Source organism: Bacillus fonticola (assembly GCF_012955605.1).
GTDB lineage: Bacteria > Bacillota > Bacilli > Bacillales > JC228 > Bacillus_CG > Bacillus_CG fonticola.
The window spans coordinates 1,421,759-1,435,041 of the sequence record NZ_CP052135.1; the positions used below are offsets into that span (position 1 = coordinate 1,421,759).

The following is a 13,283-nucleotide window of genomic DNA, read 5'->3' on the forward strand; positions in this document are numbered from 1 at the left end:
ACCACCACAGTTGTTACCGTACAGCTTGTGGTGGCTTTTTGCATAAAGCGATGCCAATTGGATAGCGTTTATTCTCTTTTTTCGGCTCAATTAATACCCCTTTTTGGTAATAAAACGTTGTTTCATATTGAGGAAATAAGTGAAGAAACTCTTCTTCTGTAAGTTGGTGAACGTGAAATGGTTCTTGCGTGGGTAGGTCTCTTCCTTGTCCAAAAGGAGTGGAAATGATAAGCGTACCCCCAGGCCGCAAACATGTATATACATTGTGTAAGAAGACTTCCTCATCTTCGAAATGCTCCAACGTTTCGAAGCTTACGATGGTATCAAAACTACCTAACAGATGGGGCAATGTTTGATCGGTAGCGTTGCCTTCTATATAGGAAACCTTTGGGTGATAATATGTTTTGTTTGCATATACAATTGCCTCTTCGCTTATATCAACGCCGACTACTTCAGAAACAGACGACCGCTTGCCTTTAGCGAGCATTTTCGTACCATATCCGGAACCACACGCAAGATCGAGTACTCGTCCTGTCGCGTAATCTTTTGCAAACGTGTACCGTGCGATATGCTCCAACAACATCGTATTGGTCGGATTCATTTTTTCGATAATCACGCGCTCTCCTGTATACTCCATCCACACACTCCTCGAAAGATCATGACGTAACTCCTCATTCAATGTTACTGTTTTCCTAAGTATAGCATAGCGAGCGATCCATCAAATAAGTTATTTCGGTTGACTAAAGACCAAGATGGTACTATAGTATAAATGTTCACCAAGTAAACTATTCGAGGGTTGATGATATTGCGAAGAGATAAGTTAATTCAGCTAGAAAGAACTTTCCGATCTTCTGTCCGCCAAATGAGAAAGGAAATGCAACGAGTTTTTGGGGAGTTCGCATCCATAAATGAATTTGCCGTGCTGTATATTTTAGATACTGACGGAGATAAGAAAGCGAGCGATCTTGCCAAAATGTTGCAGGTTAGTGCGAGTCACATAACGACCGTAACGGATTCTCTCGTACAAAAAGGGTATATTACACGTAGACGTTCTCAAAATGATCGGCGTGTTGTGCACCTGTCCTTGACAGAAGAGGGAACAGCTTTTCTTAAGGAAGTAGAAGCGAAAAAATCTGCTTATTTACAATCAAAGTTTCAAGCATTTGAAGATGCAGAACTTGATACGATGATTCATTTATTTGAAAAAATGTCCAGATCGATTGACTAAATGGAGACAGCAAGGAAGGGGAAACATCTATGGAACATTTAGAACAGAGACAAAAGATTATGATTATGCTCGCTATCATGTCTGCGATGCTCTTTGCAGCTCTTAACCAAACCATTGTAGGGACTGCATTACCAACAATCATTGCAGATTTAGGTGGCTTTGACTTATACAGTTGGATATTTACAATTTACATGTTAACTTCAAGCGTTACAGCCGTGCTTGTGGGGAAACTGTCTGATATTTATGGTAGGAAGCCTTTTATCCTAATCGGAATCGGCGTATTCACATTAGGCTCATTTCTTAGTGGTTTAAGTGAAACAACCATTCAGTTAATTATTTACCGTGGGATTCAAGGTTTTGGTGCTGGGATGATCATGTCTACAGCGTTTACAGCTGTTGGCGACTTATTTGCACCAAGAGAACGCGGGCGCTGGCAAGGGATTATGGGATCCGTATTTGGGCTCGCCAGTGTGTTCGGTCCAACTTTAGGTGGCTGGATCGTGGACAATACAGATTGGAACTGGGTGTTTTGGATCTTCCTTCCCTTTGGTCTCGTAGCATTTGGTATGATTGCTAAGTTGTTTCCAGCCCAAGAAAAGAGAGAAAGGGAACCCGTCGATTTTCAAGGCTCTATTCTTTTAACACTAACGATCGTTCCTCTTTTACTTGCATTCACGTGGGGAGGGCAAGACTATGATTGGGTTAGCTTCCCTATTATTGGTTTGTTTGTCGCCACGATTATTGCTTTAATCTTTTTTATTTGGACAGAAGGACGAACGAAAAGTGCCGTGATGCCATTGGAATTGTTTAAAAATGACATATTTACTTTATCTAATATTACAGGATTCATTCTCGGTATGGGAATGTTCGGTGCGATCATGTATATGCCAATGTTCATTCAAGGAGTTATGGGTGCATCTGCTTCTGAATCTGGTTTCATTATGATGCCAATGACCTTAAGTATGGTGGCCGCGAGTACGATTGGTGGCCAGTTGATAACAAAGACAGGAAAATATAGGATTTTTGCTTCGATTGGTTTATTCGTGATGGGTGCAGGCATGGTGTTTATATCTACCTTGAACGCAGACTCAACTTTTTGGCTTGTCATTGCAGGAATTATTATACTTGGGGCTGGACTTGGATTGAGCATGCCGGTCTTTACGCTGGCGGTACAAAATGCTGTGGATCATAAGTATTTAGGGGTAGCAACAGCGTCCTCTCAACTTTTTCGCCAAATTGGTGGTACGGTAGGAGTGGCCATTATGGGCTCGCTCATGAACCTATCTATTACGAAAAACTTAGAAGAATCGGGTATGTCTCTTCCTTCTGATCCTGCACTTGCCGGGGAACTTGGTCAGTTTGCAGATCCACAAGCACTTTTGAATCAAGACCAAATCGAATCGGTCCGCGCAAGTTTAAGTGGTGAAGAGCTGGTCGTATTTGATCAACTCATCGGTTCTTTAATTGAAGCACTAGGGAGCTCGATCTCCTTTGTCTTTCTTATTGGTGCGATCGCAATTGGCGTTGGATTTATTTTAACCTTTTTCTTACGAGAGATTCCGTTACGAACGTCTAATGAAGCTGCTGTTGGTGAGGGGGAAAAAAAGTCACTTACGAAAACATCAGCTAAATCACACCCTAGACCGTCTCAAGGGTCTTAAAATGTAAAGAATCTGGTGACTTTTGTCATCAGATTCTTTTTAATATCGGGACATACTATTGGCATCTCATAGTTAATAAGGAGAATACGATGCCTCGAAAATTACTCATTCTGTCTCTTTGTCTGATGATGTTCTCTATTGGGAAGGTGGAGGCGGACATGCGTCCAGACCCTCGCACCCCTTTGCCGTACCACGTGTCCTTACTTTCTTGGGAAGAGGCGAACAAGCTTTTGCCAAACAAATCCACATTCACTGTATTAGATATCGAAACAGGAAAGTCATTTCTTGTTCAAAGAAGAGCTGGTTCCCAACACGCTGATGTCCAACCAGTAACTAAAAAGGACACAAACATTATGAAAGATGTGTACGGAGGGGAATGGAGTTGGAAGCGGAGGGCGATTATCGTTCTATCTGGAGAAACGTGGATTGCTGCGAGCATGCATGGAATGCCACACGGTGCAGGAGCATTGCCAAATGATTTTCCAGGTCACTTTTGCATTCATTTCCTTGGGAGTACTACACATGCGTCACATAAAATGGACGTCTCGCACCATCTCATGATGTTAAAGGCGGCGCATTTACTAGATCATCACTTTTCTGTGAGCTCAATTGAAGATACGGCTCAAGCTTGGTTTGTTGCGATGAAGAATCATGACAGAGTGATTCTTACACATATTATGGCAGATCAGGACGTAGAGAAACTAGTGACGATGTGGGAACCCTTTCAATTTTCACGTTTAGATACGATTGATTTAGAAGTAGAGGGTGATTTACAAGGGAGAGTGCGCATCAGCGGTCTATTCCAAGACAACAAGCCGTTTTCTTACTACTTTGATGTAATTCGTTTTTCACCTGGAGAACCTTATACGATCGTGTTTCCTTTTGAGGAACTCACAAAAAAATGACTCGGCAAACGCCAAGTCATTTTTGGCTTTTCGCATACTGTATAAAACGGTGCTCATCCTCATTGAGACCACACACTGCACATTGTACTTTTCGTTCGGGTCCTTTATACGGCATATGGAGAGGACCACTTTCCTCTTGAGAAGTATACGTGGCAGTCACCTCACCAGTTTGTGGATCCAGTTTGACGCTAGTTGGTACTTGTTCGATCACATGGAAGCGTGTCTTATTCGTTTTGCAGTTGGGACAATGATAAGCTGAAGCGATGAAAATCCCTCCTCGTTCTATTTTAGTATAGTATGGGAAGAAGAAAACAAAAGTATGTATGAGGTGATCATGTGAGTAACCATTTATATAAATCCTTTCTCTCACTTTGGAAGGATCGGCAAGAGCAAGCTGGAGATGCTGAGCATTTACTCAGACAAGCGATAGTCGAGGAGTTGTTAGACACTGCTACCCATCCACGACTGCGTGTGTCATTAGATAGGAAACTAGTGTTTGCTTTGCAACGTATTTTAGAATCTTCTTTACTAGATGAGGAGAAAGTGCGCCTATTGGAATTTTATGCAAAAGTTTATCAAGAACTTCGTGATGTTTGAAACATTTCTGTCACATATGTTAGGAACGAGTACCGTAAAAAAAGTCGTCAATACCTATTTTTGTGCAAATGTAGGAAGGAAACCCTCCCCCTTCCAATCTCTCTTTTCTTAGATAGGGAAGTAACTCCTTTAGAAACTGAATAAAATCAAGGATTATTGGGCAAATCAACTGTTTCGTAAGGCGAAATACATACTAACAACCAGAACCTTCCTCCTTTATGACAAAAAGTACGTGCTATGATGAAGCCGTAGCAAACAACACACACGAAAGCGAAAGCAGGTTCCTGCTGAAGCTGGACAATTCTTATCATCTAGGAGGAATTTACTATTATGAATAAGAACAAATTAATGATCACAGTTGCAACGGCAGCTACGTTACTTGTATCCGGTGCAGGAGTGAAACAAGCAGACGCATCTTCAAAAGATACAAGCTATATAAAGAAAGCTATTTATTATCAAACTAGTAATTTTGGAGACTTCGAGAGCAAGTTGCAAAGCATTTTTGGTGGAAAGTTTCAATTTGACTGGTCACAATTCCAAACAAAAGTTCCAGAAGTAAAGCCAGAGACAAAACCTGAAGTAAAGCCAGAGCCGAAGCCAGAACCAAAACCTGAGCCGAAGCCAGAGCCAAAACCTGAGGCAAAGCCAGAGCCAAAACCTGAGGCAAAGCCAGAGCCAAAACCTGAGGCAAAGCCAGAGCCAAAGCATGAGGCAAAGCCAGAGCCAACACCTGAGGCAAAGCCAGAGCCAAAGCCAGAACCAAAACCTGAGCCGAAGCCGAAGCCAGAACCAAAGCCTGAGGCAAAGCCAGAGCCAAAACCTGAACCGAAGCCAGTGCCAGAGAAGCAGGAGCCAACTCCAGCCCCACAACCAGCTGAAGAAGTAGTAGAGCAACCAGCAGCAGACGAGTCTGGTGAGGTCAGTGCGTTTGAACGTGAAGTTGTTGCTCTCGTGAACGAAGAGCGAGTAGCAGCAGGACTTCAACCGCTACAATTAGACGTACAACTAAGCGTAGTTGCAGGCGATAAGTCATTAGATATGCAACAAAACAATTACTTTGATCATAACAGCCCTACGTACGGTTCTCCATTTGATATGATGAAGTCTTACGGAGTCACATACCGCACAGCTGCTGAAAACATCGCCATGGGACAACCATCACCAGAGAGCGTTATGTCTGCTTGGATGAACTCTCCAGGACACCGTCAAAACATTATGAACCCTGACTTCACACATATTGGGGTAGGGTACGTAGAAAATGGAAACTATTGGACACAAATGTTTGTAGGAAAATAATTGACTAGATTGATAGAAAACGAGCGCCCCCAGTGGGTACGCTCGTTTTTTTTTACCGAATTGTAGAGTTGCGAACTCACACACTTGAGCGGTGAATCTAGACTAATCTAATCGAGCCTGAGTGCAATACTCAGAGCAGATATCCGCGGTCAGGGGAATATATCCGCGATCAGGAGCAGATATCCGCGATCAGAGGAATATATCCGCGATCAGGGGAATATATCCGCGATCAGGAGGATATATCCGCGAACAGGGGAATATATCCGCGATCAGGGGAATATATCCGCGATCAGAGGAATATATCCGCGATCAGGAGCAGATATCCGCGAACAGGGGAATATATCCGCGAACAGGGGAATATATCCGCGATCAGAGGAATATATCCGCGATCAGGAGCAGATATCCGCGAACAGGGGAATATATCCGCGATCAGAGGAATATATCCGCGATCAGAGGCGGATATCCGCGATCAGGGGAATATATCCGCGATCAGAGGCGGATATCCGCGATCAGAGGAATATATCCGCGATCAGGGGAATATATCCGCGATCAGAGGAATATATCCGCGATCAGGAGCAGATATCCGCGATCAGAGGAATATATCCGCGATCAAAGGCGGATATCCGCGGTCAGAGCAAGCATATCCTGATCGTTTCTAATCTAAGGCATGTTTGGCTATACTAACCGTGTGTAATTAAAAAGAGGTGACAGCATGAATATTAGACAAGGAATAATGGCGGACTTGCCTTCTATAATGGACATTGTTAAGGAAACGGTGGTCTTGATGGAACTGGAAGAAAACGATCAGTGGACAGGTGAGTATCCGCAACGTGATCATTTTGCAGCTGATATTGCGTCAGGCACCCTGTTTGTTGCCAAAAATGAACAAGGGAAACTCGTTGGATCCATTACGGTTGACCAAGAGGAACCTGCTCCTTATGCAAAAATAGATTGGCGTCAATCCTATACAAAACCGTTTATTTTTCATCGTCTGGCTGTCGATGTTCACGAACGAGGGGCAGGTGTTGCTTCTAAGCTAATTCGTTTTGCAGAGGGGTATGCGCTTACTCGTGGTACAATGTATATGAAAACCGATACATACTCGCTAAACAAAAAGGCGCAGCGCTTATTTGAAAAGCTTGGTTATGTGAAGGTAGGTACGATGTTATTTCAAGGAAAAGGCGAACCATTTTATTGTTATGACAAGCTTCTGCAAACGACAGACTCTTACAAATCAAGTGATGACTTTTGTACTGTGATCGAAACTAAATTTCCTCAATAGGAGGGAGTTCAATCTCTGTCCATTGGTAGTCAATGCTTTTCGGTATGCGTATTTCAAGTACATCTTCTTTGAGAGTGGCTTTTGCTCCTTTTCGTCTTACAATAGCTGGTAGTGTCCACGTCCATTCATCGTCATGCTCAGGTGCATGGGACACAATCAGTTGGTTGGATGTGTAATGGAGCCTCATTTGTTCAAGCCACTCTCTTTTTTTTATATGCATTCGTACATATACATCTTCATGGGTTTCAAAAATTTGCTCTTGTAGCCCACTATCGCTTGCTGAATGGCTGTTCGGCGGTGTATGGTTTTGTTGAAGAACAGATGCCATTTGCTCAGGTGAGAATTGCTTCATCATGGACTCAAAGTATGAAGTGAATTGGTCTGTATTCATATTTGAAAAGGGTGATTGTGAAGTGGAATTTTGAAAAGGAAATTGGAACTTCCAAGGTAGCATCGTGCTCCCTCCTTTTTCCGGACAGTTGGGCGTTAGTTATTCCTAGTGTATGCTCTCGTTATGAAAATGTCAGGAAGTAGTTGGAAAAGAGGTGAACGGGTTTCATGAAGAGGAAGTATGCATTTCTAACAGGTGGTACGAAAGGGATTGGACATCAGATTGCCACCCGATTGGCTAAGGATGGTTTCGATTTATTCGTCAATTACCGTAGTGATGAATCACAGGCTAGGCGGTGGGCGAAATCGCTTGAAGAAACAGAACAATGCCGAATACAACTACTTTATGGAGACATTACGAAAAAAGAAGATTGTTTGCATATAACAGAACAAATTTTAATGAAAACCGATGTATTGCACGCATGCATTCATAACGCAGGTCCGTTTGTAAGAGACCGTATGTTATTTGCTGACTATGACGAAGAAAAGTGGGATGAGTTGTTTAAAGGAAATGTGTATGCGCTACTTTGGCTAACAAAGCCGCTCATGCCATTATTAAGAGAAGCTTCATATGGTAGAGTTGTAACGTTCGGATTTGACGAAGTAGAACATGCACCAGGATGGGCTTATCGGAGCGCCTTTGCTGCAGCCAAAACAGCGACGGCTTCTCTTACAAAATCAATCGCAAAAGAAGAGGCAACGAACGGAATTACTGCTCATATGGTTTGTCCTGGTGATATTGTGCCTCCATGGAAGGAAGCAACGAGGGAAGAAGCTTTGCTCGTTCAAGACGATCTCACGCCTGTAGGTAGACCTGGAACTGGGGAAGATGTTGCTAGAGTAGTATCATTCCTTTGCCAAGAAGACTCAGATTTTTTAACTGGTAACGTTATTCATGTAGGTGGCGGTGCTGAAGTTTTACATAAACATTCTGTTAAATAAACCGTAAAAAGGGAAGTGAACGCAGCACGTTCGCTTCCCTTTTTAGTATCATGTAGCGATCTGCTTTGTTTTTCGGAATTTGTTTTGTACATGCCATAATCGAGCGCCTAATCCGATAGCTCCGAGCGTGAGGCCTGTTGTTAAGCCAATCCAATAACCAAATGGCCCGAGTTCCGTCATGTTGGCTAGCATGTAACCGGTTGGTAGTCCCAACACCCAGTAAGATACAAGCGTGACAAAGAACGTTGTGTTTACGTCTTTGTATGCACGTAACGCCCCTTGAATAGGTGCTTGCAAAGCATCAGACACCTGGAAGAAGGCAGCAAAAATTAGAAACGTACTTGTCAGTGTGAAAACCTCTTTGTCGTTTGTATAAATAAGCGCGATCGGTTCGCGGAAGACGATAAGAATCATGGCACTGAATAACGATATGAGAACGGCGAATGCAATGCCAATCATGCTATATTGACGAGCATCTGCCGCCCGTTTTGCGCCGACCTCGTAGCTAACTACGATGGTCAGTGCCATGGAAATGCTAAGTGGCACCATGTACATAAATGAAGCAAAATTGATCGCTGCTTGGTGTGAGGCGATAGTGACCGTATCGTATACGCTCATAAACAGAGTGACGGCAGCAAAAATACTCGTCTCAAAAAAGATTGAGCTCCCGATCGGAATGCCGATGGTCAACAACGCACGCCATTCTTTCCAATCAATGTGAACCCAACTCGAAAATAAGCCGTACTTCACAAACGGAATCTTTTTTCGAACGATCCACAGAGCAATAAAGAAAATAGACCAGTACGTCACAGAAGAGGCGACACCTGCTCCGATTCCACCAAGCTGCGGGGCACCGAATTTTCCGTAAATAAAAATATAGTTTGTGGTCACGTTTAAGGGTACTGTTGTCAACGTAATCCACATCGTCACCCGTGTCATCCCTAAAGCATCAATGAAACAGCGTAGTACGTTATAAATAAATAAAGGAAAGATACCAAAAGAGAGGGCAATCAAGTAGCCTCTTGCCACATCCCTTACTTCTTGCTCGAGCGACATCAAGTTCAGAACTGGATCTAGTAAAAAGGCGCCAGCGGTAAGCACAAGTATAGCCATCGCAATCGATACATAAATAGCCTGCATGACAGAGGGAGCGACCTTTTCATAACGTTCACCACCAATTTGTTGGGCGACAATCGGTGTGGTCGCAAGTAAGATACCTGTAAATCCCGTAAAAACAGGCATCCAAAGGGAAGAACCAACTGCCACGCCAGCTAAGTCTGCCGGACTCGCTTGCCCGGACATAAAGGTGTCAAAAAAGCTCATAGAGAACAGTCCGACCTGTGTGAAAAGTATCGGGAGGAAGATTATAAGAAATTGTTTCATTTTGTCTTTTTTTGTTAAGGTTCTCTTCATATATGTCCCTCCAGTCCTTGCTGCAGGAAACAGTATACCATGAAGATTTACATAAGGGCATAGTTTCTCAGTAACCACTGGGACAGAGCTTGACACGAAGGAACAACGCTAAAGAATTTCGTCTACTCAAATTGACTATGTATATACGTAGCATTATAGTGCAGGCGCACACAGAATAAATTAGGGGAAATGGCTAAAAGTTTCGTCTACTCGCCATGCCTCATTCATACCTTATTAGAAAAGGGGAAATGGGGTAGATCGCTTTGGCATACTTTGGATCGAAGGGCTGGTTTGTTCAACAATTAAAAGAAAATGGCATCCGGTATCATCCAGTAGAACGAAAAAAGCTAGAAACATATAAAACGCATATTTTGCGCAATTTGTATCGGGATTTAGTTGAGAACAAATCTGAAAATAAATAACCAAATAAGGACAGGGGGTAGATCCTCTGTCCTTTACTATTTTATTAAGCTTCCAAACGATCCTCAGCTAAAACTACTTCCACGCGGTCCACACGTTTCGTATGAAGCACATACAAGTCTTTCGGAACCATATATAAGTCAAACACAGGCTCCTCAAAGGGTGCATTCACAGCTTCATAAATAGAAGGGTGTGTTTCGACTGCGTTGACGACATAAGGTAATTTTTCTGCAGCTTTTTTGCTACGAATATTGAGCTTGCGAATGCGCATATACACCGTAGTAATATCCAAATCGTAAAAAAGCTCATCAAAGAAAGCATCCTTTGCCAATCGGTTGTATCCTTTGCCGTGATAAGGTTTTCCGATCCAAGTGCCTAAAAAGCCAGCGCCACCCTCAATGTCAAATAAAGAAATAGTGCCGATCGGTTGGTTCCATTCATCCAAAATGGTACGAGAAATGGTGTTTCCATTCTCCTCTTCTTCCAACGTGTGTTTTGTTAGAAATAGATACTCCTCATACGATTGTGCTTTTTGTCTCACAAAGGGGAAAATCGCCGGGTCGCATAGGAGTGGATAGAGCTGTTCGCAATCTTTCAACTCTCGTCTTTTTAACATACAAAGACCCCCCTCGAAATTTTATATGGAATCAAAATTTCGGGGTGGGAATCGAACCCACTAGAACCTTAAAGGTGGCGCACCATTTGCCTTCCCACTCTATTCAATTTCACTACACGTATCATACTGTGTTTTCTTGATAAAGGGAATAGGTTTTTTTACGGTGTTTTATCATTATTTTTCGACGTGATTCGACGCATTAATCAGTCGTTTTTTCACTCCGTTTCGTCCACCAAAAGAAAAGAAACATGCCGATAAGTGCAAACAAAATAATGGGCATCATCATCGGTTTTGCTACTGCCTCCACTTGATGCCAATGGGTGCTTAACTGATACCCGATAAGTAGAAACAAAACGGTCCACGGAATCATCGCAGCGAACGTGTATAAGACGAATTGAGAAAGCTTCATTTGTACGAGTCCACACGGAATACTTATCGCGTGCCGAACGATCGGGATGAAGCGTGCAAAGAAAATCATACCCGTTCCATACTGATCAACCCAGCGCTCTGCCTTTTCGATGTGGTGCGGATGGAGGAAAAGCCATTTGCCATACCGCATGACAAAGGGGCGGCCACCGTATCTTCCGATGGCATAAAGGATAAGTTGCGCTAAGGTGCCACCAATTACTCCGGCCACACCAGCAGCGATCCAACCGAAGTGACCGGCTTTTACCATCGCTCCGCCGAGACTCAGAACAATTTCACTGGGGATGACCTCCACGAGTAACCCGAGGAAAATGCCCCAAGCTCCTATTGAGTGAAAGGATGCTAAAACTGTCTCCGTAAGCGTCTCCACTTATAACACCTCCACTTGTTGTAGCACAAGAATTACAAGCCCAAGTACCGTCACGTAAATTGCAAAGGGTGTGAGTGATTTTTGCTGTAAAAACTTTAGAAGCCAAACAATAGCAAAATAACCAAACAAACTGGCAGCTATAGTAGCGACGAGCAAACTTGAAAAGGGGACGACTTCCACGCCACCTTGGAATAACTCTCTTCCTTGTAATACGACACCACCCGAGATGACTGGAATTGAGAGAAAAAAGCTGAAATAGGCAGCACTTGCGCGGTCCATTTTGCAAAACAGTCCCGCAGCAATGGTTAAAGCAGAACGACTAACCGCTGGAAGAATTGCCACCGCTTGAAAGCTACCAATAATAAGACCGTCGCGCCAAGTCAAATCTTCCATTGATTTGGACCCACCCTTGTTCTTAACTGCCCAGAAAAGGATGAAGCCGGTAAACAGGAACTCATACGGAATGGTCACGCCGCTTACACTAATCGATTCTAATACATCCCCAAACAACAGTGCTGCAATTACAGCGGGTATGGTCCCGATAACAAGAAGAAGTGTGAGCGGTTGAAAAGGATTTCGTAAAATAGACAAGAGCTCTTTATGGTACACGACAAGCACAGCCAAAAGGGTACCTAGATGCAACATCGTATCTAAAAACAAACCCGCTTCCTCTAAATCGAAAAACTGTCTTCCAATATATAAGTGACCTGTTGAAGAAATCGGTAGAAATTCTGTTAATCCTTGAATGATTCCGAGCAAAAAAGCTTCTATTTTCGACACCGTCTAACCTCCTCATTACTTCGGACAGGCATACATTGCTATCAATGTATTCGGTTGATGGGTCGTTCATGAGGGAAAATGAAACTTTCCTGTAGTGGAAGAAATTTGAGAACTGTAACCACCCGCGATTCTCGGAACAGCAAAAGGGAAGGTAGACACGCAAAGTATATGTGTCAAAAGGTGGCATTGAAAAAGTCTTCTTTCTTCATAATCCTACTAGAAGATTCATAGAGTAGAGTGGAGGAAAGGAGGGGCGTTTCTTGGACAACCTTCATATTGCAAAAAGCGAAGCGAACTATTGGGCGAAATGGTCTGTACCGTGGCTCGTCATGAGCGTGTGTATTCTTTTGGCTACGATAAAATGGGCCACACCTTCTCTACTATTTCTAGCAGCCGTTCCCTTTGTATGTGGAACAGGCTCCCTTTTATACGGGTGGTCACGTTTGCAAGTAGATGGGGAACAAGACTCTTTACAACAGAATCTAACCTATAGATTATCTTATACGGGTACGGAGCGAACGTATGCCTTGAGTGCTAGTGGACAAGCTCTTTCAACTGTTCACATAAAACGAGATCGCTGTGAATGTAAGCATCGAATAGAACACGGCGTGCATAAACAAACCTTTTTATACGGATGGTCTGCCGATAACAAGCAACCGACAGTAGAACTGCAAACTACACAAACCACTTCGAAGGAACTCTATCAACTCCTTCCTTCCAAAAGGGGCTGGAATCTCGTACAAATTAGTCTAGAAGGAGAGAAAACAGTTGTGGCACAGGTGTATTTTGAGAACTGTAGTAATGGATCCTTACAAGTTCAGTTTTATCGGCAGCTAGAGCCGTCTCATAGCTGCGTACTTACCCTTTTTCGAGCAAACTATTTCTTTTTGTGAGGATTCACTTTCATTATGTGGGAGTTCAGAATCAATTTACCAAAACAAATCCTTTAGTAGTCGA

General features: G+C 43.1%; 17 protein-coding genes. 10 read left to right on the plus strand and 7 right to left on the minus strand.

Annotation, left to right across the window (positions count from 1 at the left end):
• Window positions 1–13 precede the first annotated feature (13 nt).
• Window positions 14–637, minus strand: a complete 624-nt coding sequence (locus HHK01_RS06995; RefSeq protein ID WP_170007118.1) for a class I SAM-dependent methyltransferase — start codon at window positions 635–637, stop codon at window positions 14–16.
• A gap of 225 nt (window positions 638–862) precedes the next feature.
• On the opposite strand from HHK01_RS06995, the gene HHK01_RS07000 reads away from it, so the two are divergent.
• The 3 genes from HHK01_RS07000 (at window position 863) to HHK01_RS07010 (ending at window position 3,794) form a co-directional block, all read left to right on the plus strand.
• The gene (locus HHK01_RS07000) at window positions 863–1,228 is read left to right on the plus strand and encodes a MarR family winged helix-turn-helix transcriptional regulator (RefSeq protein ID WP_228027693.1); all 366 of its coding nucleotides are present in this window, start codon (window positions 863–865) and stop codon (window positions 1,226–1,228) included.
• 29 nt (window positions 1,229–1,257) lie between these two features.
• Entirely contained in the window at window positions 1,258–2,889 is a 1,632-nt protein-coding gene (locus HHK01_RS07005) for an MDR family MFS transporter (protein WP_170007120.1), read from the plus strand.
• Between the two features lie 89 nt (window positions 2,890–2,978).
• Complete coding sequence (locus HHK01_RS07010; protein WP_170007121.1) at window positions 2,979–3,794, plus strand: hypothetical protein; 816 nt, start codon at window positions 2,979–2,981, stop codon at window positions 3,792–3,794.
• A gap of 16 nt (window positions 3,795–3,810) precedes the next feature.
• Here HHK01_RS07010 and HHK01_RS07015 read toward each other — a convergent pair whose 3' ends face one another.
• Window positions 3,811–4,059, minus strand: coding sequence for a DNA alkylation repair protein (locus tag HHK01_RS07015; RefSeq protein WP_170008701.1), 249 nt, complete (start codon window positions 4,057–4,059; stop codon window positions 3,811–3,813).
• A gap of 71 nt (window positions 4,060–4,130) precedes the next feature.
• Between HHK01_RS07015 and HHK01_RS07020 the strand changes: the two genes are divergently transcribed.
• The 4 genes from HHK01_RS07020 to HHK01_RS07035 all read left to right on the plus strand — a co-directional run bounded on the left by HHK01_RS07020 (window position 4,131) and on the right by HHK01_RS07035 (window position 6,969).
• The gene (locus tag HHK01_RS07020) at window positions 4,131–4,391 is read left to right on the plus strand and encodes a hypothetical protein (protein WP_170007122.1); all 261 of its coding nucleotides are present in this window, start codon (window positions 4,131–4,133) and stop codon (window positions 4,389–4,391) included.
• 330 nt (window positions 4,392–4,721) lie between these two features.
• Window positions 4,722–5,687 carry a CAP domain-containing protein gene (locus tag HHK01_RS15440; protein WP_228027695.1) on the plus strand — a complete coding sequence of 322 codons (966 nt, stop codon included), beginning with the start codon at window positions 4,722–4,724 and terminating at the stop codon, window positions 5,685–5,687.
• Window positions 5,688–5,808: 121 nt separating this feature from the next.
• Entirely contained in the window at window positions 5,809–6,336 is a 528-nt protein-coding gene (locus HHK01_RS07030) for a hypothetical protein (RefSeq protein ID WP_170007123.1), read from the plus strand.
• A gap of 63 nt (window positions 6,337–6,399) precedes the next feature.
• Complete coding sequence (locus HHK01_RS07035; protein WP_170007124.1) at window positions 6,400–6,969, plus strand: GNAT family N-acetyltransferase; 570 nt, start codon at window positions 6,400–6,402, stop codon at window positions 6,967–6,969.
• Here HHK01_RS07035 and HHK01_RS07040 read toward each other — a convergent pair.
• Window positions 6,953–7,423 carry an Hsp20/alpha crystallin family protein gene (locus HHK01_RS07040; protein ID WP_170007125.1) on the minus strand — a complete coding sequence of 157 codons (471 nt, stop codon included), beginning with the start codon at window positions 7,421–7,423 and terminating at the stop codon, window positions 6,953–6,955. The two genes, HHK01_RS07035 and HHK01_RS07040, sit on opposite strands and share 17 nt — an antisense overlap.
• Before the next feature lie 104 nt (window positions 7,424–7,527).
• Between HHK01_RS07040 and HHK01_RS07045 the strand changes: the two genes are divergently transcribed.
• A complete protein-coding gene (locus HHK01_RS07045; protein WP_170007126.1) occupies window positions 7,528–8,301 on the plus strand; it encodes an SDR family oxidoreductase in 774 nt (257 codons plus the stop codon).
• A gap of 48 nt (window positions 8,302–8,349) precedes the next feature.
• Here HHK01_RS07045 and HHK01_RS07050 read toward each other — a convergent pair whose 3' ends face one another.
• Window positions 8,350–9,714 carry an MATE family efflux transporter gene (locus tag HHK01_RS07050; RefSeq protein ID WP_170007127.1) on the minus strand — a complete coding sequence of 455 codons (1,365 nt, stop codon included), beginning with the start codon at window positions 9,712–9,714 and terminating at the stop codon, window positions 8,350–8,352.
• Between the two features lie 263 nt (window positions 9,715–9,977).
• Here HHK01_RS07050 and HHK01_RS07055 point away from each other — a divergent pair, with 263 nt between their 5' ends.
• The gene (locus HHK01_RS07055; protein ID WP_170007128.1) at window positions 9,978–10,136 is read left to right on the plus strand and encodes a YflJ family protein; all 159 of its coding nucleotides are present in this window, start codon (window positions 9,978–9,980) and stop codon (window positions 10,134–10,136) included.
• Between the two features lie 44 nt (window positions 10,137–10,180).
• Here HHK01_RS07055 and HHK01_RS07060 read toward each other — a convergent pair whose 3' ends face one another.
• The 3 genes from HHK01_RS07060 to HHK01_RS07070 all read right to left on the minus strand — a co-directional run bounded on the left by HHK01_RS07060 (window position 10,181) and on the right by HHK01_RS07070 (window position 12,326).
• The gene (locus HHK01_RS07060) at window positions 10,181–10,750 is read right to left on the minus strand and encodes a GNAT family N-acetyltransferase (RefSeq protein WP_170007129.1); all 570 of its coding nucleotides are present in this window, start codon (window positions 10,748–10,750) and stop codon (window positions 10,181–10,183) included.
• A gap of 199 nt (window positions 10,751–10,949) precedes the next feature.
• Entirely contained in the window at window positions 10,950–11,546 is a 597-nt protein-coding gene (locus HHK01_RS07065) for a DedA family protein (RefSeq protein WP_170007130.1), read from the minus strand.
• The gene (locus HHK01_RS07070; protein ID WP_170007131.1) at window positions 11,547–12,326 is read right to left on the minus strand and encodes an undecaprenyl-diphosphate phosphatase; all 780 of its coding nucleotides are present in this window, start codon (window positions 12,324–12,326) and stop codon (window positions 11,547–11,549) included.
• A 260-nt stretch (window positions 12,327–12,586) separates the two neighbouring features.
• Between HHK01_RS07070 and HHK01_RS07075 the strand changes: the two genes are divergently transcribed.
• Entirely contained in the window at window positions 12,587–13,219 is a 633-nt protein-coding gene (locus HHK01_RS07075; protein WP_170007132.1) for a hypothetical protein, read from the plus strand.
• The last annotated feature ends 64 nt before the right edge of the window (window positions 13,220–13,283 follow it).